We start from the raw sequence: 18,695 nt of genomic DNA, 5'->3' as shown, positions 1-18,695 counted from the left end.
AGTGGCGCGTCAGCGCAGTGGTACGGCTGTTGCGCTATCGCAGCAGGAGATTGGGCTGCAGCAGGTACCGGTATCCGTCCGTCGCCGGGGCCTCTTGCGAGGTCTGGCCGGTGATGAGCACCGGGCCCGGCTTGTTGGGGTTCTCCGTCTTGGTGAAGGAGATGCGGACGAACTCGGAGTGCACCGCGTTCAACCCGTCCAGGAGGAAGGCGGGCTTCAGCGAGACCACCGTTTCCTCCCCGGTCAGCAACGCACTGATCGACTCTGACGCCTGCGCTTGTTCGGATCCGATCGCCTCGAGCGTGAGCCCGTCGACCGAGAAGGAGAACCGGAGCGCCGCTTCGCGCTCCAGGACGAGGGACACCCGTCGGACGGCCTCGACGAGTTCGGCGGTGTTGATCACCGCGTGGTCGTTCACCGTCTCGGGGAAGAGCCGGCGGACCGGGGGGTAGTTGCCCTTGATGAGCAGCGAGGTCACGGTCTTGTCGTCGGCGTGGAAGGCGATGAGCTCACGGTCGGACGACCCGCTGATCGAGACCGACACCGTGGACGCCGACCCGAACGTGCGGCCGACCTCCTGCAGGGTGCGGGCGGGGACGAGCGCGTGCAGCGGGGCGGAGCCGACGCGTCCGGAGTCCCACGCGATCGTGCGGACCGCGACGCGGTAGCGGTCGGTGGCGATGAGCGACAGGTCGTTGTCGCCGACCTCGAGCTGGACACCCGTGATGACCGGGGTGACGTCGTCGCGACTGGCGGCGACGGCGACCTGGGACACGGCCTCGGAGAAGGCGTCACCGGGGACGACCCCGGTCTGCTCGCCGATCTCCGGCAGCGTCGGGTACTCCTCGACCGGCATGGACAGCAGCGTGAAGTGCGCCGATCCGCAGGTGACCGAGATCTTCGTGTCCTCGGTGGTGAAGGTCACCGGGGCGTTCGGAAGTCGGCTCGAGATGTCGTTCAGCAGTCGGCCGGAGACGAGCACGGTGCCCGGTTCGTCGATCTGCGCCGTGATCGACGTCTGGGCCGAGACCTCGTAGTCGAAGGACGACAGCGTGAGCCGATCGCCCTCGGCGTGGATGAGGACTCCGGACAGGATCGGGAGGGTCGTGCGCTGTGGGAGGAGCTTCACCGCGAAGGAGACGGCTTCGGAGAAGACGTCCCGGTTGACCTCGAACTTCACAGCTGGGACCCCTGTCGATCGGTTGGACTGTCCGGCCGCCCCATTGTGGCACAGCGGAGCAGGGCCCGGATTTCTTGTCATCCCGCCGTCCACAAGGTTGGCCCGCGGAACTTCATCGTTAACCAGGATCAATGGTGTTAACGCCTGTGCACAGTGTGGATAACTCTGTGCATCCCGCTTCTCCACAGGGAACTACACACGTGTGAGTTGTGAGTCGCGTGTTGGCAGCGTCTGGATGAACAAATCTCATCTATCCGCTTCCATCCCCAGTCTCCACAGGTCGGGTCAGAACTGTGAACAACCGGACCGCGTGTCCTCCACAGTTATCCACAGGCTTTCCACACTGGGGGAAACTCGGCCCATGGAACCGTCTCAGATGGTGGATGCGCGCCGAGGCGGGCCGATCCGCGGGTGGTGGTGCGGGCCTCCTGGCCGACGACGGAACGACGGACGGGAGGCACGGTGCCGTGTCGCACCGTGCCTCCCGTCCGTCAGCCGGTCGCGTCCGCGTCGGCTGCTCGCGCCCGCGTCAGCGGTAGCGGCGGTCCTGCTTGATGCGCGTGGGTGCTGCCTCGGTGGCGGTGGTCCCGCTCGCGTCAGCGGTAGCGGCGGTCCTGCTTGATGCGGCTCGTCAGCTCGGTGACCTGGTTGTAGATCGACCGACGCTCCTTCATCAGCTCGGTGATCTTCTTGTTCGCGTACATGACGGTGGTGTGGTCCCGGTTGCCGAACAGCTGCCCGATCTTCGGCAGCGACAGGCTCGTCATCTCACGGCACAGGTACATCGCGATCTGTCGGGCGGTGGCGATCGCCTGGGACCGGGACGATCCGTAGAGGTCGTCGACCGAGAGCTTGAAGTACTCCGCGGTGTGGTTGATGATGTCCGTCGGCGCGATCACGTTGTCGTCGTCGAGGGTGATCAGGTCCTTCAGGACGGTCTGCACCAGGGCCATGTCGACGGCCGTCCGGTTCAGGCTCGCGAACGCCGTCACGCGGATGAGCGTGCCCTCGAGCTCCCGGATGTTGCTCGACACCTTCGAGGCCATGAACTCGAGGATGTCGTCGGGCACCTGCAGGTGGTCGGACTGCGCCTTCTTGCGCAGGATCGCGATGCGCGTCTCGAGGTCCGGTGCCTGCACGTCGGTGATCAGACCCCACTCGAACCGCGAGCGCATCCGGTCCTCGAAGCCGGTCAGGTGCTTCGGCGCGACGTCCGACGTGATGACGACCTGCTTGTTGTGGTCGTGCAGCGTGTTGAACGTGTGGAAGAAGGCCTCCTGCGTGGAGTCCTTCCCCTGCAGGAACTGGATGTCGTCGATCAGCAGGATGTCGATGTCGCGGTAGCGCTGCTGGAACTGGTTCGAGCGGTTGTTCGCGATCGAGTTGATGAAGTCGTTCGTGAACTCCTCGCTCGACACGTACCGGACGCGGATGCCCGGGTACAGGCTCTCGGCGTAGTGGCCGATCGCGTGCAGCAGGTGCGTCTTGCCGAGGCCGGAGTCGCCGTAGATGAAGAGCGGGTTGTAGGCCTTGGCCGGCGCCTCGGCGACCGCGACCGCGGCGGCGTGGGCGAAGCGGTTCGACGAGCCGATGACGAAGTTGTCGAAGTTGTACTTCGGGTTGAGGCGTGACTCGGGGCGTCCGCCGGTGCCCGGGGAGTCGATCTGGCTCGGGACGAACGGCGCCTCGATGTACTGCCGCGGCGCCGCGCTCTGCTCCACCGGCGCCTGCACGGGCTCGGCGTACTCGGGGACGTGGCTCGCGACGACGGGGTCGACGCGCGGCTCGGACGCCATGTCCGGGTTCACCGTGATGGCGAAGTTCGCGACCGAGTCGTCACCGACCCGCGAGACGGCCTCGGTGATGGGGACCCGGATCCGCTGCTCGAGCATGCCGCGCGTCAGGTCGTTCGGGACCTCGAGGTAGAGCGTGCCGGCGAGCACGCCCTTCGGCTCGACGAGGTTGAGGAAGCCGTGCAGCTGCGGGGTGATGCGGTCGTCCTCGGAGAGGAGGCCCAGGACGGAGGACCAGAGGTCCTCGACGGGGTCGGCCGGCATCGTCATTCGCGCTGGTCTCCTGGTCTGGTGTCGGTGTGCTGGTGTCGGACGTCGGCGGTGGTCCGCCGCTCCCGTGTCGTCCCCGTCGCGTCGAGCCCGTCCGGTCGTCGCGGGTGGCGGCGTGGCTCGGGCCCGCTCGGTCGGAGGTGCTCCACGAGCGTGTCCGGCGCGGCAGATCCACGGGGCCGGACCGCTGTCGCTCCGTGGCGGTGATCCACAGGGTTGTCCACAGTCCTGTCCACGGCGACCCGAGTGCGGACGTCGAGGTGACTCCCCCGTCGCTCCGCGGAACGGGCCGATCGATCACCCCACTGTAAAGGGTCCGGCCGAGTCGTACCGAACGCACGTTTTCCCCAATGTGGATGATGATCGTGCGTGTGCCCCGTGCTCGTCCGGGTCGCGGCGCCGTTTGACCTCACCGCCGCCGTCACGTACCGTTAACCAGTTGACTGCGGCCATTCGGTCGCGCCCGTCGTGTCGTTCGGTTCCGTCGAGCGGCTGTCCAGACATACGTGTCGGCTCGCGCTGAGCCCGTCCTCGAGCGCAGCCGAGTGGAGATCATCATGAGCAAGCGCACCTTCCAGCCGAACAACCGTCGTCGCGCCAAGAAGCACGGCTTCCGCGCCCGCATGCGCACCCGTGCCGGCCGCGCCATCCTCGCCGCGCGCCGCAGCAAGGGCCGCACCGAGCTCAGCGCCTGATCGGGCTCCGCCCCTCGGGGCAGCGCCTGATCCGGTCCCGAATCGGAACCCGGTAGCGATCGTGTTGGCCCGCGCCAACCGCATCGTCCGTGGTGACGACTACCGGTCCGTCGTGCGTCGTGGTCGCAGGAGCGCCACGGCGCACGTCGTCGTATCCGTGGTCCGTCGACCCGTCGGGGCCGAACCCGGTCCGGACGGTCGGACGCGGTTCGGGTTCATCGTCGCGAAGACGGTCGGCAACGCCGTCACCCGCAACACGGTCCGACGACGGTTCAAGGCGATCGCCCACGAGCTGCTGACCGAGGTGCCGACCGGCCATGACGTGGTCATCAGGGCCTTGCCAGCCGCGGCGCAGGCCGGATGGCCTACCCTGCTCGAAGACGTCTCGCGCTCCTTCGCGCGCGGGGTGGAGAAGGCAGCATGAACCGCATCCAGTGGACCCGGCTGGCGTTGAACCGACTGGCCTGGGTCGTCGCGTTGCTCCCGCGCAACGTGTGCGTCGTCGTGCTGCGCGCCTACCGCGCGGTCATCTCTCCCCTGTACGGGAACGTCTGCCGCTACCACCCGTCGTGCTCACGGTACGCGCTCGAGGCCATCCAGCAGTACGGCGTCGTGCGCGGGTCGGCGATGGGGGCCTGGCGGATCGCGCGGTGCAACCCGTGGGCCGCAGGCGGGATCGACGACGTGCGCGAGCGTGATCGTCCCTACCGCCTGACCCGGTTCGGGTTCGTGCTCCCCCCGTCCCAGCTGCACCCCCAGCCGTCCGGCGATGACCGTCGTCCGGTCCTGCTCCCCCAGCGCACTCGAAAGGCGTGACCGTCCTCATGGACTTCATCGGAACGATCCTCTGGCCACTGAAGTGGGTGGTCTCGGCGATCCTCGTGGCCTTCCACTGGATCTTCGAGTCGATCGGCATGGACCCGTCGGCCGGCATCACCTGGGTGCTGTCGATCATCTTCCTGACCTTCGTGGTCCGGGCCGCGCTCATCCCGATCTTCGTCCGGCAGATCAAGTCGCAGCGACGCATGCTCGAGGTGGCGCCGCAGCTGAAGAAGATCCAGGACAAGTACAAGGGCAAGAAGGACCAGTTCTCGCGTGAGGCCATGAGCCGCGAGACCATGGCGCTGTACAAGGAGACCGGGACGAACCCGCTGAGCTCCTGCCTGCCGCTGCTCATCCAGATGCCGATCTTCTTCTCGCTGTACTCGGTGCTGCACGAGGCGCAGATCAACAAGACGGGCATCGGCCTGCTCACGAACACCCTGGCGCAGGACTTCGGCAACGCCGCCCTGTTCGGCGCTCCCCTGCACGAGACCTTCACCAACGCCTCCGGGTGGGAGGTCCGGGTCATCGCCGGTTTCATGATCGTCGTGATGACCGCGTCGCAGTTCGTCACCCAGCTGCAGCTCGTGGCGAAGAACATGTCGCCGGAGACCAAGGCGTCGCCGATGTACCGCCAGCAGAAGATGATGCTGTACATCCTCCCGCTGGTCTTCGTGATCTCCGGTCTGAGCTTCCCCCTCGGCGTCATGTTCTACTGGCTCGCCTCGAACATCTGGACGATGGCGCAGCAGTACTTCGTGATCCGCAGCATGCCGACCCCGGGTTCCGAGGCAGCGCTCGCCCGCGAGGCCCGTCTCGCCAAGAAGGCCCAGCGCCGTGGCACCCCGGTGCTCGCCGAGGCCGGTGCCGGCTCGTCCGCGGTCGAGGTCGAGCCCGTCCGGGTGACGACGCAGCGTCAGCAGCCCGTCGGCAAGAACCGCTCCAAGAAGAACGGGAAGAAGTAAGTGACCGAGCAGGACACCGCCCCCACCGTCGACGCCCCCGTGGAGTCGGACGACACCCGCGACGAAGCGGACATCGCAGCGGACTACATCGAGGAGCTCCTCGACATCTGCGACCTCGACGGTGACATCGAGATCGAGGAGCGTGCGGGTCGGGTCTACCTCTCCGTGACGGACGAGAACGGCGCGCTGCGCGTGCTCTCGAAGCCGGACACCGTGTCGGCCCTGCAGGAGCTCACCCGCATCGCCGTGCAGGCGGAGACGGGCGAGTTCAGCCGGCTCATCCTGGACATCGGCGGCTCGCGCGATGCTCGTGCCACCGAGCTCCAGCGCCTCGTCGACACGGCTGTCGAGCGCATCGAGGCGGGTTCGTCGACCGCGGCACTGCCCCCGATGTCGTCGTACGAGCGCAAGCTCGTGCACGACCTGGTCGCCGAGAAGGGCTTCCACTCGGAGTCCGAGGGCGAGGGACGAGACCGCCACACGGTCGTCACGCGATGACGGACGAGGCCACGCCGGTCCTGGAGCAGGAGCCGGCGGCGGCTGCGCTGCTGTTCGGCGACCGCATCGAGCTCGCACGGTCCTTCACCGCGGAGCTCGCTCGTCGCGGTGAGGAGCTGGGCCTGATCGGTCCGCTCGAACTTCCCCGACTCTGGACTCGACACATCCTCAACTCCGCACTGCTGGGTCCCCTCCTGGAGGCTGACGGTCGCGTCGCGGACGTCGGTTCCGGCGCCGGGCTGCCCGGGCTGGTGCTGGCCATCGCCCGCCCGGACGTCTCATTCACGCTCATCGAGCCGATGGAGCGCCGCTGCGACTGGCTGAACGCCGAGTCCGAGCGACTCGGTCTCGAGAACGTCACCGTCCTGCGTGGGCGGGCCGAGGACGTCGCGGATGCGGTCGTGGTCGACCAGGTCACTGCACGTGCGGTGAGCGCGCTGTCGAAGCTGATCCCCCTCACGGTGCCGCTCGTGCGCTCGGGTGGACAGCTCATCCTGATGAAGGGCGCGCGGGTCGACGAGGAGATCGAGAAGGCTCGGAAGGTCATCCTGCGCAAGCGGCTGACCGACGTCGAGGTGCTCGAGCTCGGGGACGGTGTGGTCGAGGAGACCACGCGAGTCTTCCGGGCTACAGTTGACTGACGCCGCGGCTGGGTCCGGCTCCGCCGGACATCGAACGCCCGACGTTCCACGTGGAACACTGACCCGGGGAAGAGGTCTTCGTTGAGTTCATCGACCGACTACGACGCGTCGACGCCCCTGGCTCGTGAGATCGCGGATCTCAACCGGCGCCGCCGGGCGATCGCCACGCAACAGTTCCCGCTCCCCCGGAAGACCCGCGTCTTCACGGTGTCGAACCAGAAGGGTGGCGTCGGGAAGACGACCACCACGGTGAACCTCGCCGCAGCACTGGCCCACGGCGGTGCTCGGGTGCTGGTGATCGACCTCGACCCGCAGGGCAATGCGTCGACGGCGCTCGGCGTGGAACACCAGGCCGAGGTCACGAGCGTCTACGACGTCATCGTCGACGAAGCGCCGATCGCAGACGCGGTGCAGCGCTCCCCCGAGTCCGAGACGCTCTGGTGCGTGCCGGCCACCATTCACCTCGCTGGTGCGGAGATCGAGCTCGTGTCCCTGGTCGCTCGCGAGCAGCGGCTCCGGACGGCACTCGACCAGTACCTGTCGTCGCTCGACGAGCCCTACCACTACGTCTTCATCGACTGCCCGCCCTCGCTCGGACTCCTGACGATCAACGCCTTCGTCGCTGCGCAGGAGGTGCTGATCCCAATCCAGACCGAGTACTACGCGCTCGAGGGGCTGAGCCAGCTGCTGCGGAACATCGAGCTGATCGAGCGGCACCTCAACCCGAACCTCCGGGTCTCGACGATCCTGCTGACGATGTTCGACGGACGCACGAACCTGTCGAACCAGGTTGCGGCCGACGTCCGCGAACACTTCGGTGACCAGGTGCTCAAGGCCGTGATCCCCCGGTCGGTGCGGGTCAGCGAAGCACCGAGTTACGGACAGAGCGTCGTGTCGTACGACGTCAACTCGTCCGGGTCGCTCTCCTACCTGGAAGCGGCAGCCGAGATCGCAGCACGAGGAGCGCAGGACTGATGGCACCCAAGCGAACCGGACTCGGACGAGGCATCGGTGCCCTGATCCCCACGGCCTCGGACCAGCAGGACCGCCCGGTCGACGTCTTCTTCCCGACCGGCGGATCGCCGGCGTCCGCGCCGTCGGCAGGCACGACCGCTGAAGACCTCGTCGCAGTGCCCGGTGCGCGCCTGGCGAACCTCAACCCGCTCGACGTCGTGCCGAACGCGCAGCAGCCGCGCAAGGAGTTCCGCGAGGAGGAGCTCCAGGAGCTCGTCCACTCGATCCGTGAGATCGGCGTTCTCCAGCCGATCGTCGTCCGTCCGATCGCCGGCGCCACAGGGACCGAGCCGCAGTACGAGCTCATCATGGGTGAGCGCCGCCTGCGTGCGACGAAGGAGCTCGGGCTCGCGACCATCCCCGCCATCGTCAAGGACACCCCTGACGACGCGATGTTGCGGGACGCGTTGCTCGAGAACCTGCACCGCGCCCAGCTGAACCCGCTCGAGGAGGCCTCGGCGTACCAGCAGCTCCTCGCGGACTTCGGGATCACGCAGGAGCAGCTCGCGCAGCGCATCGGTCGTTCCCGGCCACAGATCACCAACACGATCCGTCTGCTCCGGCTCCCCTCCCCCGTCCAGCGCCGTGTGGCGGCAGGTGTGCTCTCCGCCGGTCACGCGCGCGCCATCCTCGCGGCACCCGATGCTGAGGCGATGGAGTACCTCGCCGAGAAGATCGTCAACGAGGACCTGTCGGTTCGCGCCGCCGAGGCCATCGCTCAACAGCTTGCGGCGAAGACCCCGGTGAAGCCGAAGACGGAGCCCTCGAAGCGTCAGGCGCACTTCAACGACCTCGCCGAGCGCATCGGTGACCGGTTGAACACCCGAGTGAAGATCGCCGTCGGTGCGCGGAAGAGCTCGGTGACGATCGACTTCGCCAACGGCGACGACCTGAACCGGATCCTCTCCGAGCTGGGGATCAGCGACGTCGCTGACTGAGCCCAGGGGTCCGCTCGAGACGGCGCTGCCGCACGAGTCGAGCGCTCGCGGCTGACCCATCGCGCCGGGCGGCCGCACTGCTGGCCCTGTGCGTCTCGCTGAGCGACCGAGGGCGCCCGGGGCACATCTGGACCTGTTTCGAGCTTGCGCGCCGCACAGAGAGGCTCAGGGCGCCCGAGGTACGACGGCTGGACCGTTCGTGTTGCATGGGTGCACGGTAATTGTCGTTGTTCCACGTGGAACATGGTGGGGATGGCCACCTTTGCTGGCCGCGCGAAGTTGGCCGGGGTCGTCGTTGGCCTCGAGGTCCAGCAGAGTGGAGAGGTCACCCATCTATGCCGGTCGCCCTTCCGGGCGGGCCGCTGATCTCCGTCCTCACCCAGTCGCGACGAGGTCCGGCGCTGGTTCTGACATTGTCCCTCCCGGAGGAACACGACGGACAATCCGCGCCAGTTGTCTTTCTGCGCGTGCCCGTCGAGCAGTGGCGCCGCGAATGAGCCGACCAACATGCAACGGTTGCTGAGCGCCGATGCTGCGCGCGCTGCTGTCGCCCGTTCGGAGACCGAAGCGCGCGGGCATGAGCGCATGGGCGGTGACTCGGTGAGCGCAGGGGTCCAAATCCTGTTGTGTGCAGCCACCGTCGCCAGACCCCGGCGGCGAGGTCCCGGCCGAGCAGTCCTGTGCTGTGCTCCACCCCGTTGAGCGTCGCCGCAGGCCGCGTCGAGGCGCACCAAGCGAGGCGCCCGTTCGCAACTCTGGGAGAGATGGACGTCGGGATGGCGGTACGACGGCTGCCCGGGCATCGCCGGACGTCAGGGACCGGGGCGCGAGACCGCGCGCTGACCACCCACGTGTATCGTAAGTGTTCCACGTGAAACGTGCCGAGCCTGTCGGAGCTTCCAGAGGCCGACCACGGCGAAGATCGGTTTGATGAGGATCATCTCCCCGAAGCGGTAGTCATCAGCAGGGACAAGCCGCTCGGCCAACGCGGCGTCTTGGCGACGGAGGTACTCGCGAGCCTTCGCAGCGTGCAGCCCGTTCGAGCAGATCGCGATCGAGCTCGGAGCACCGAGGAGAACACGGGCGTTGGCGATGTTCTCCCAGGTCGAAGTGCTTGTCCGGTCAAGGAGGATCGGACCCCGCCAGCCGTCGGCGCGAAGGGCTTCCGCCAGGAGGTCTGCTTCAGGACGGGCGCCGCGGACGGGTCCACCACAGCAGATCATGGTGACGGCTGCTCCGGCCGCTGCGAGCCGCAGTGCGGTCCTGTGTGCGATCCTTGCGCGCCACTTGTTCACGACGTTCGGCCCGGTCCCCCGATTCCCGAAGCCCAGGACGATGACGCTGCTCCTGTCGGGTGTTCGCGGAGCACCGTCCAACGCGCCGGCGGCGCGAGCCAATCCGAGCTCACCACGGGCGTGACGAGCAGAACGGGCGTGCACTGCCTCACCGAACGCGAGCGCGACGACCGCCATGGCTCCGACGGCAGCAACGCAGAAGGGCAGTGTTCCACGTGGAACACTGCCCTTCTGCGTCACGATCAGGCGTGGTGGTCGCGGATGGCCTGCTCGGCGAGTTCTGCGTACGTCCAACCGAGGTCGAAGCCCGAAGCGCTGAGGGCCTGCGGTACCAGCGATGTCTCCGTGAGGCCCGGGAGCACGTTGGCTTCGAGGAACCAGGGGGTGCCGGCGCCGTCGACGATGAGGTCGACACGGGAGACGTGTCGCAGGCCGAGGGCCGTGTGTGCCGCGACCGCAGCATCGGCCGCTGCTCGCCCGAAGTCATCCGAGAGACGTGCCGGCGTGAAGAACGTCGTCTCCCCCGCGTTGTAGCGGGCCTCGAAACCGTAGGTACCGCTCTTCGGCACGATCTCGACCGCCGACAGGGCGACCGGACCGTCGCCCGTGTCGATGATCCCGACGGCAACTTCGGTCCCGCGGATGAGCTGTTCGACGACGACGTCGTCGCAGTAGGTGTACGCGGAGACCATCGCGCGGGGCAGGTCGTGCGGGTCCTCGACCAACGTGACGCCCTGCGCGCTGCCGCCACGGGCGGGCTTCACTGCGAGGGGCACGGGGTGTTCCGCCGCGATGGCGTCGAGGACGCCGACCGCCCCGAGCTCCCGGAGGACGTCGTGCGACAGCGTGACCGAGCGCGGGGTCCGCACGCCTGCGCGCGCGACCAGCGCGGACGAGGTGGGCTTGTCCCACGCGAGCCGAGCGGACGTCGAACGTGAGCCGACGAACGGGATGTCGAGCGCCTCCAGGATGCCCCGCAGGGCCCCGTCCTCACCCGAGGCGCCGTGCAGGGCCGGCCACACGACGTCGGGGCGCGACGCACGCAGGGCGGGCAGCAGCCCGGCGTCGGCATCGCGGAGATCGACCTGCCAGCCGTACCCAGTCAGGGAATCGGCGACGCGTCGACCCGAGCGGAGGGAGACGTCGCGCTCGTGCGAGATCCCTCCCGCGACGACGACGACGTGACGACGGGTGAGCTCGGCCATGCGAGGGTCCTCCGAGGGGAACTGGCGGTGAAAGGGCTGGTCAGGAGACGTTGGGCGGCGGGGCGATGACCGTGGACCGCGACTCGCTGACCGCACTCGGGCGGGTTGCGTGACCGAAGGTCTCGATCAGCTCCAGCTCGTCGTTGATGACGGTCGCCAAGCGCTTGACGCCGACGCGGATCTGGTCCGGTGTGGGGTAGCAGAACGACAAGCGGATGTTCCCACCCCCGCGACCGTCGGCGTAGAAGGCGGTGCCCGGCGTGTACGCGACGAGCTCCTTCACGGCCCGCGGCAGCATGCCCTTCGAGTCGAGCGACTCCGGCAGTGTGAGCCAGACGAAGAACCCGCCGTTCGGCTTCGTCCACGTCAGGTCGGGCAGGAACTCCCCCAGAGCGGCCATCATCGCGTCCCTGCGCTCCGCGTAGAGCCCCCGGAAGGTGTCGACCTGCCCCTTCCAGTCTGCGGCGTCCAGGTAGGCGTTCACGACGTACTGACCGAACGAGTTCGGTGCCAGGACGGCCGACTCGTTGGCGAGCACGAGCTTCTCGCGGATGGCGTGCGGCGCGAGGGCCCATCCGACGCGGAAGCCGGGGGCCAGGGTCTTGGAGAAGGAGCCGAGGTAGACGACGCCCTCGTCGTCGATCGAGCGGATCGCCTGCGGCGCGGGCTCGTCGAACCAGAGCAGCCCGTAGGGGTTGTCCTCGAGCACGAGGATGCCGTTCGAGCGGCAGATGTCGAGGACCTCGATGCGGCGCTCACGGCTCATCGTGACGCCCGCCGGGTTGTGGAAGTTCGGGATCGTGTAGAGGAACTTGATCCGCTTGCCCTGCGTCCGCAGGTTTGCGATCGCCTCGCGCAGCGCCTCCGGGACGAGCCCGTGCTCGTCGGTCGTCACGTGGACGGTCTCCGCCTGGTACGAGCGGAAGACGCCGATGGCGCCGACGTACGAGGGCGACTCGGCGAGGACGACGTCACCCGGGTCGATGAACAGCCGCGTGACGAGGTCGAGCGCGTGCTGCGAGCCGGTGGTGACGACGACGTCCTCGGCACTGGCGCGGATGCCCTCAAGGCTCATCACGTCGACGATGTGCTCGCGGAGGGACCGCAGGCCCTGTCCGCCGCCGTACTGCAGGGCCATGGCGGCGTCCTCGGTCATCACGCGGTCGATCGACCCGGTGACGAGTTCCCGCGGCAGCGCGGAGACGTACGGCATGCCGCCGGCGAGCGAGACCACCTCGGGTCGTGATGCGACGGCGAACAGGGCTCGGACCTCGGAAGCGCTCAGCCCGGCGGTCCGCTGGGCGTAGGAGTCGTACCAGGGGTCGAGGCTGTTGCCGTTCGTCATCGTGTGCTCCGTTCAGTGGGACATTCCCGCCACACTACGACATCGCTCCCCGCATCCGCGGTGGGAGACGGGGGCAGATCCTGAAGCTGTGGCCCGCCCACGCCCAGCTGGCACTCCCCCGGCGCTCCCCTGTCGCTGCCCCGTCGCTCCCCCGGAACGACGACGGCCCCGCTCTCCGGGGAGAGCAGGGCCGTCGTGTGCTTCGCGGTGACTACGCCAGGAACTCGGCGAGGTCGGCCTCGAGTGCGGGCTTCGGCTTCGCGCCGATGACCGTCTTGACGACCTCGCCGCCCTTGAACACCTTCATCGCCGGAATGGACGTGATCTGGTAGTTCATGGCCGACTGCGGGTTGTCGTCGACGTTGAGCTTGACGATCTCGATCTTGTCGGCGTGCTCCGCGGCGATCTGGTCGAGGATCGGGGAGACGGCGCGGCACGGACCGCACCACTCGGCCCAGAAGTCGACGAGGATGGTCTTGTCGGACTTGAGGACCTCGTCCGAGAAGGTGGCGTCGGTGACGGCCTTTGCGTTGGACATGTGTGCTCCTTCGAGAAGTTCAGTTGGTGCAACGGCTGGGCCGCTGCGGTATTCCGGTCCGGGTCAGGCCCGTGCGGCCTCGACGTCGATGATCGCCGGGCCCTCGGGGGTGACGCCCTCGGCCTGGTCGACGAGCGCGTCGTCGAGGTCGGCGAGGTACTTCTCCGCGTCGAGCGCAGCGACCGTGCCCGAACCGGCTGCCGTGATCGCCTGGCGGTAGGTCGGGTCGATGACGTCACCGGCGGCGAAGACACCCGGCAGGTTGGTCCGCGACGAGCGACCCTGGACCGCGATGGTGCCCTCCGGTGCGAGGTCGATCTGGCCGTGGATCAGGTGCGTGCGCGGGTCGTTGCCGATGGCGATGAACAGTCCGTCGAGCTGGAGCGAGGATTCCTCACCGGTGACCGTGTCGCGGAGCGTGACGCCCTCGACCGCGGAGTCACCCGTGATCCCGGTGACCTCCTTGTTCCACGCGAACTCGATCTTCGGGTCGTTCATCGCGCGGTCCTGCATGATCTTCGATGCGCGCAGGGAGTCCTTGCGGTGGATGACCGTCACCTTGTCGGCGAAGCGGGTGAGGAACGTCGCCTCTTCCATCGCGGAGTCGCCGCCGCCGACGACCGCGATGTTCTTCTGTCGGAAGAAGAAGCCGTCGCAGGTCGCGCACCAGCTCACGCCGTGGCCGGACAGGCGCTCCTCGTCGGCGAGGCCGAGGTGGCGGTACGCCGAACCGGTCGCGTAGATGACCGCGAGGGCCTCGTACGTCTCGCCGGAGCCGACGGTGACCTTCTTGACCTCGCCGGTCAGGTCGACCGAGACCGCGTCGTCGTACAGGACCTCGGCGCCGAACTTCTCGGCCTGCTCCTGCATCTTGATCATGAGGTCGGGACCCTGGATCCCCTCGGGGAAGCCGGGGAAGTTCTCGACCTCGGTGGTCTTGGTGAGCTCGCCGCCGGTCTCGACGCTGGACGCGACGATCAGGGGCTTGAGCTCCGCGCGCGCGGCGTAGATGCCGGCGGTGAACCCGGCGGGACCGGAACCGATGATGATGAGCTGGCGCATGCCTCGCTGCCCTTCCGTTGAGTGCTGACCGGGTCAACACATGGTACCGGCGGGACATTCCGGCCCACCGGTGAGCGGACAGCCGGTGAGCGGACAGCCGGTGGGCGGACAGCCGGTGGGCGGACAGCCGCCGGTCAGCGTCCGAGTCGGCCGCGGAGGAGCTTGACCGCGTTCGCGATCTCGCCGTTCCTGGCGACGACCAGGACACCGAAGTACACGACCGCCATCGCCGCACCGGCGAGGGCGATGGTCACGAGCGCACCGGTCCGGTCGGACATCGCGAAGCCACCGGAGGAGAACGTGCCCAGTGCCCACACCACGACCGCGCCGACGACGCCGGCGACGAGCGCAGCGACGACGAACTGCAGGTGGGAGCGGGCCACCAGGGGACCCTCGATGCCGTTCAGGCGACGACGGACCAGGACGAGCGCGATGATCGTCTGCGCGGTGCCGGCGAGCGTCGTGCACGCCGCGATCGAGACGCCGACGATGCTCTGCGGGAAGGTCGCGACGGCGAGGGCGCCGACGACGAACAGCACCGACTGCACGCACTGCATGAGGAACGGCGTGCGGTGGTCGTGCATCGCCCAGAAGACCCGCTGGATGATGAAGAGCATGCTGAACAGCACCAGGCCGGGCATGTAGGCGAGCAGCACCGCGCCGATGGAGAGCGCCTGCTCGTACGTGCCGCCGAACATGCGTCCGAACGGCACGGCGACGACGATGAGCGCCACCGACGCGAACACCGTGAACAGCCCCACGATCCGGAGCGACAGCGACAGGTTGCGCCGCACGGCGTCGAGGTCACCGCGGCCGGCGTCGTGGCTCATCCGCGTGAAGTACGCCGTCGCGATCGACACCGCGAAGATCGAGTGCGGGAGCATGAACAGCAGCCACGCGTTCTGCAGGACCGCGTTGCCCGCGGCACCCGTCCCGAGGGACGCGACGCGCGACTGCACGATGCCGGCGAGCTGCGTCACGAGGATCATCGCGAAGAGCCACCCGGCGGCCGTGCCGGTCGCCTTGAGGCCGACCCCGCGCCAGCGGAAGTCCGGTCGGAACGACAGGCCGGCCCGCTTCCAGAAGAACGGCAGGAACGCTGCCTGCGCGAACACGCCGAGCGAGGCACTCCCCGCGAGGACGGCGATCTTGAGCGGGGTCCAGCCGTCGACCGAGGAGTTCACCTGCTGGCCGCCGAACATCGCGATGAAGACGACGAGGCCGGCGATCGCGATGACGTTGTTGATGAGCGGCGCCCACGTGAACGGACCGAAGACCTGCTTGGCGTTCAGGACCTCGCCGAGCAGCGAGTACAGCGCGTAGAAGAGGATCTGGGGCAGGCACCAGAAGGCGAACGCCACCGCGAGGTCCGTCTGGGCCGGCGTGAAGCCCTTGCCGTCACCGCTGGCCTGCTGGCTGTAGACGAAGACGAGGAACGGCGCGAGGACCGTCGCGACGATCGTGATGACGACGAACACGGTGGCACCGAGCGTCACGATCTTGTTGACGTACGCCGTCCCACCGTCACTGCTCTGCTGCATCGAGCGCACGATCTGCGGGATGAGCACGGCCGAGAGCAGGCCGCCGGCGATGAGCGCGTAGATGTTGTTCGGCAGCTGGTTCGCGAGGGCGAATGCGTCGGCACCCGGCGAGGACGCCTGGCCGATCGCGAACGCCAGCACGAAGGTCTTGCCGAAGCCGAGGACGCGCGAGAGCATCGTGCCCGCCGCGAGCATCGCGCTCGCTCGTCCGAGGTCCCGCTCGGCAGCGGGTTCCGCGTCGACGGCGGGCTGCTGCTGCGTGCTGATGATCGGCTCCTCGGGATCTGGCGTGGTGTCGTCCTGGTCCGGACGGCCGGCCTGGAGGCGCGGCTCGCCGCCGTCGTCCACCGTCGCGTCCGCAGGGCGCGTACCGGCCTGCTGTGGTGCGACGCGCGCGGGACCGGACGCGGCAGTGGTGCCGACCACGGCGGCGGCGGGTGCCGCCTGTGCGACGTGGGACGAGCCTCCCGACCGGGCAGGGGCGCCGGGGGCATCGGGCTGGACCGCGAGCGGACGGTTCGGGTCGTCGTCGTCCTCGTCGTCGAGCTCGCCGTTGCGGCGGCGGATGCGCTTGCGGATGCTGCGGAAGATCCCGAAGCCGAAGATCGCGACGAGACCGATCGCGGCCACGGCGGTGATGACCGTCTCCCACTGCGCCTGCACGTTCAGCTCGACCGTGGTGGGTTCCGACACGGTGACCCCGGTCGTCGTCGTCAGGGACATGGTCAGGCTGACCTTGCCGTTCGCGACCGAGCGGACCGGGATGGTCGTCCGGGTAGAGGACTGCGGCTGGAGCTTCACCTCGATGGCGTTGCGGACCACCTGCAGCGCCGAACTGGACGGCTGGACGTCCAGGAGCACCGTGATCGGGTACTCCGACCGGTTGCGCACCGACACGGGCAACGACGAACGGTCGCCGAGCAGGGTCAGTGAACTCGAGTCGGGGATGCTGACCTGGTCGGTGGTCTGCGTCCAGGTCCGGACCTGCTTGGCGACGGCGGTGGCGAGGGCGTCGGACTCGTCGCGCCAGGCGTTGGACGACAGCGCGAGGAGCCGCAGCCGTGCGGGGGAGGTGACCAGCGTGGGGTCGTCCACGGCCGACGCGAAGGCGGTGAGGTCCTGCTCGCTCTCGACCAGTCGGCGCAGCTGGTCGAGGCGGTCCGGCCCGTCGTCCGCGGGCGCGAGCGTGAGGGAGCCGGCGGTGGCCTGCGCCGCGGTCGACAGGTCCGAGGGCGAGACCCAGGGGGTGTCCTCGAGCGCGTCGAGGGCGCTGCTCAGCATCGTGGAGTCGGTCGGCCACTCGCGGCCGAGGGTCAGGAGCACGGGGCTCTGGGCGCTGCCGGAGCGGGCTGCGGTGGCGAGGGTCGCGGTGAGCTCGGCCATCGCGGTGTCGTGGTCGGGCTGGTCGGTCGCGGTGGCCGCCTCGCGGAGCAGCGCCGACATGCCCTGGTCGGCGACGAGCACCTTCTGGTCGCCGATGCGCTCGGAGGCCGCGACGGTGGTGTCCGGGCCGGCCGAGGTGTTGCCGCTCGCGACGATCGTCGTCCCGGTGCCCGCCTTCGCGAGCGCCGGCAGGTCGTCCGCAGCGAGGGTGCCCTCGACCGGCCAGGCGACGTCGTCGAGCGCGTACGGGAAGTCCAGCAGGCTCGCGGTGGTCGGCAGCGTGGTGGTCGCGCCGTCGGCGCCGTCCTGTGCCGTCCCGTCCTGGCCCGTCGCGTCCTGTGTTGCGCCGTCCTGGGGGTCCGCGGTCGCGCCGTCAGGAGAAGTCGGCCCCGCGTCCGGTGTCTCGTCCGGGGCGGCACCGGCGGTGGCCGTCGGCGTCCCGGAGTCGGGGGTCGTCGGGGTCGGGGTCGGCGTGCTGGCACCGGGGAAGTTCTGCTCGCGGACCTCCTGGTCGAGGGAGATCACGCCGGGGATGCCGTCCGCCCCGGCCTGTCGGAGCCCGGTGACGTCGGCGTCGGCCCAGGGCAGCGCGAAGGTCTCGTTCCGGAGCCCCTCGAGTCGGTCGAGCCAGGTGCGCGCACTCGAGGGGGCGTTCTCGCCCAGCAGCCGGATCGAGGCGACGATCCGCGGATCGACCCCGAGGGCGACGTTGTGGTCGGCGGCGGCGTCGAGCTGCTGCGTGAGGGTGCCGTCCACCGCGGTCGCCGCGGCGAGGTCGGCGGCGCTGATCACGCCGTCGGCGGTGGCGGGGAGGGTGATCGGCATCGCGACCGAGACGCCGACCGGGGTCTGCTGGAAGTCCGGGTACCAGGTGATCGCGGACCGGGCGACCGCGGAGGTGCCGTCCGCGGTGTACTCGGCGGCGATGCGTCGGGCGCCGAACGAGGAGTACCCGCCGAGGGCGACGTTGCCGGGCGCGATCGTCACCGTCTGCGTCACCGATCGGTGCGCCGGGACCGCCGGGACGTCCGCGGAGTCCATAGGGGCGCCGAGGTAACCGGTCGCGCTGGTGTCGGCGAGCCAGTCGGAGAGGACGTCCCGCGTGCTCTCGGAGCGGAAGATGTCGAGCTCGACCGACCCCTCCGGGACCTCGGTGTCGGTGTCGTTCGTCACCGTCACGGTGAGCTGGAGCTCCTGGTCGCGCCGGACGATCCCGCGGTTCGCGGGGGCGATCGAGACCGAGGTCTTCCCCCGGTCGGCAGCGGCCGGCGCCGCGGTGCGGGTCGTGGTGCTGTCGGCCGCGGCGGCGTGCGCGGCCTCTGGGCCGGTGGGCGTGACGACGAGGCCGATGGCGACGAGGGCCGTGGCTGCGGCGGCGAGCGTGGAGCGGAGGATGTGCATACAGGAGGGCCCGAGGGTCGGTTCCGGCCGAGCACGAGTGTACGAGGGCGCGCACGGGACGAACCCGTGCGCGCTCGGTCTGTGCAGAACTCGCGGAGGGTCTGGGAAG

Annotated in this window: 16 protein-coding genes; 8 read left to right on the top strand and 8 right to left on the bottom strand. The window is 68.9% G+C overall.

Features of this window, described 5'->3' with window-relative positions; genetic code table 11:
- Positions 1-34: 34 nt before the first annotated feature.
- A complete protein-coding gene (gene dnaN / locus ACIPEQ_RS15835) occupies positions 35-1,180 on the bottom strand; it encodes a DNA polymerase III subunit beta (RefSeq protein WP_402715910.1) in 1,146 nt (381 codons plus the stop codon).
- Positions 1,181-1,776: 596 nt separating this feature from the next.
- Positions 1,777-3,243, bottom strand: a complete 1,467-nt coding sequence (gene dnaA / locus ACIPEQ_RS15830; RefSeq protein ID WP_058728337.1) for a chromosomal replication initiator protein DnaA — start codon at positions 3,241-3,243, stop codon at positions 1,777-1,779.
- 557 nt (positions 3,244-3,800) lie between these two features.
- On the opposite strand from dnaA, the gene rpmH reads away from it, so the two are divergent.
- The 8 genes from rpmH to ACIPEQ_RS15790 all read left to right on the top strand — a co-directional run bounded on the left by rpmH (position 3,801) and on the right by ACIPEQ_RS15790 (position 8,816).
- On the top strand, positions 3,801-3,938 hold the full coding sequence (gene rpmH, locus ACIPEQ_RS15825) for a 50S ribosomal protein L34 (protein WP_019181680.1): 138 nt from the start codon (positions 3,801-3,803) through the stop codon (positions 3,936-3,938).
- Positions 3,939-3,999: 61 nt separating this feature from the next.
- Positions 4,000-4,362: a ribonuclease P protein component gene (gene rnpA, locus ACIPEQ_RS15820; RefSeq protein WP_402715909.1), complete on the top strand. Its 363-nt coding sequence runs from the start codon at positions 4,000-4,002 to the stop codon at positions 4,360-4,362.
- Positions 4,359-4,754 (top strand): membrane protein insertion efficiency factor YidD, encoded by a 396-nt coding sequence (gene yidD, locus ACIPEQ_RS15815; protein WP_402715908.1) that lies wholly within the window; start codon positions 4,359-4,361, stop codon positions 4,752-4,754. The genes rnpA and yidD overlap by 4 nt, the downstream gene beginning before the upstream one ends.
- Positions 4,755-4,762: 8 nt before the next feature.
- Positions 4,763-5,725: a membrane protein insertase YidC gene (yidC, locus tag ACIPEQ_RS15810; protein ID WP_402715907.1), complete on the top strand. Its 963-nt coding sequence runs from the start codon at positions 4,763-4,765 to the stop codon at positions 5,723-5,725.
- The gene (locus ACIPEQ_RS15805; RefSeq protein WP_126889970.1) at positions 5,726-6,223 is read left to right on the top strand and encodes a R3H domain-containing nucleic acid-binding protein; all 498 of its coding nucleotides are present in this window, start codon (positions 5,726-5,728) and stop codon (positions 6,221-6,223) included. It begins immediately after the preceding gene.
- Positions 6,220-6,864, top strand: coding sequence for a 16S rRNA (guanine(527)-N(7))-methyltransferase RsmG (gene rsmG, locus ACIPEQ_RS15800; protein WP_402715906.1), 645 nt, complete (start codon positions 6,220-6,222; stop codon positions 6,862-6,864). The genes ACIPEQ_RS15805 and rsmG overlap by 4 nt, the downstream gene beginning before the upstream one ends.
- An 81-nt stretch (positions 6,865-6,945) precedes the next feature.
- Positions 6,946-7,839 carry a ParA family protein gene (locus ACIPEQ_RS15795; protein ID WP_402715905.1) on the top strand — a complete coding sequence of 298 codons (894 nt, stop codon included), beginning with the start codon at positions 6,946-6,948 and terminating at the stop codon, positions 7,837-7,839.
- A complete protein-coding gene (locus ACIPEQ_RS15790; protein WP_402715904.1) occupies positions 7,839-8,816 on the top strand; it encodes a ParB/RepB/Spo0J family partition protein in 978 nt (325 codons plus the stop codon). Before ACIPEQ_RS15795 ends, ACIPEQ_RS15790 begins: the two co-directional genes overlap by 1 nt.
- 812 nt (positions 8,817-9,628) lie before the next feature.
- Here ACIPEQ_RS15790 and ACIPEQ_RS15785 read toward each other — a convergent pair.
- The 6 genes from ACIPEQ_RS15785 to ACIPEQ_RS15760 all read right to left on the bottom strand — a co-directional run bounded on the left by ACIPEQ_RS15785 (position 9,629) and on the right by ACIPEQ_RS15760 (position 18,586).
- Entirely contained in the window at positions 9,629-10,288 is a 660-nt protein-coding gene (locus ACIPEQ_RS15785) for an ElyC/SanA/YdcF family protein (RefSeq protein ID WP_402715903.1), read from the bottom strand.
- A 65-nt stretch (positions 10,289-10,353) separates the two neighbouring features.
- The gene (locus tag ACIPEQ_RS15780) at positions 10,354-11,316 is read right to left on the bottom strand and encodes a D-alanine--D-alanine ligase (protein ID WP_402715902.1); all 963 of its coding nucleotides are present in this window, start codon (positions 11,314-11,316) and stop codon (positions 10,354-10,356) included.
- 40 nt (positions 11,317-11,356) lie between these two features.
- The gene (locus tag ACIPEQ_RS15775) at positions 11,357-12,661 is read right to left on the bottom strand and encodes a PLP-dependent aminotransferase family protein (RefSeq protein WP_402715901.1); all 1,305 of its coding nucleotides are present in this window, start codon (positions 12,659-12,661) and stop codon (positions 11,357-11,359) included.
- A gap of 211 nt (positions 12,662-12,872) precedes the next feature.
- Positions 12,873-13,199, bottom strand: coding sequence for a thioredoxin (trxA, locus tag ACIPEQ_RS15770; RefSeq protein WP_022832611.1), 327 nt, complete (start codon positions 13,197-13,199; stop codon positions 12,873-12,875).
- 63 nt (positions 13,200-13,262) lie between these two features.
- Complete coding sequence (trxB, locus tag ACIPEQ_RS15765) at positions 13,263-14,261, bottom strand: thioredoxin-disulfide reductase (RefSeq protein ID WP_126889963.1); 999 nt, start codon at positions 14,259-14,261, stop codon at positions 13,263-13,265.
- 134 nt (positions 14,262-14,395) lie between these two features.
- Positions 14,396-18,586: a DUF6049 family protein gene (locus tag ACIPEQ_RS15760; protein WP_402715900.1), complete on the bottom strand. Its 4,191-nt coding sequence runs from the start codon at positions 18,584-18,586 to the stop codon at positions 14,396-14,398.
- Positions 18,587-18,695: the final 109 nt, after the last annotated feature.

This window comes from Curtobacterium sp. NPDC087080 (assembly GCF_044745105.1).
Taxonomy (GTDB): Bacteria; Actinomycetota; Actinomycetes; order Actinomycetales; family Microbacteriaceae; genus Curtobacterium.
The sequence above is the reverse complement of the archived record's forward strand: the minus strand, read 5'-3'. Positions and strand labels throughout refer to the sequence as shown.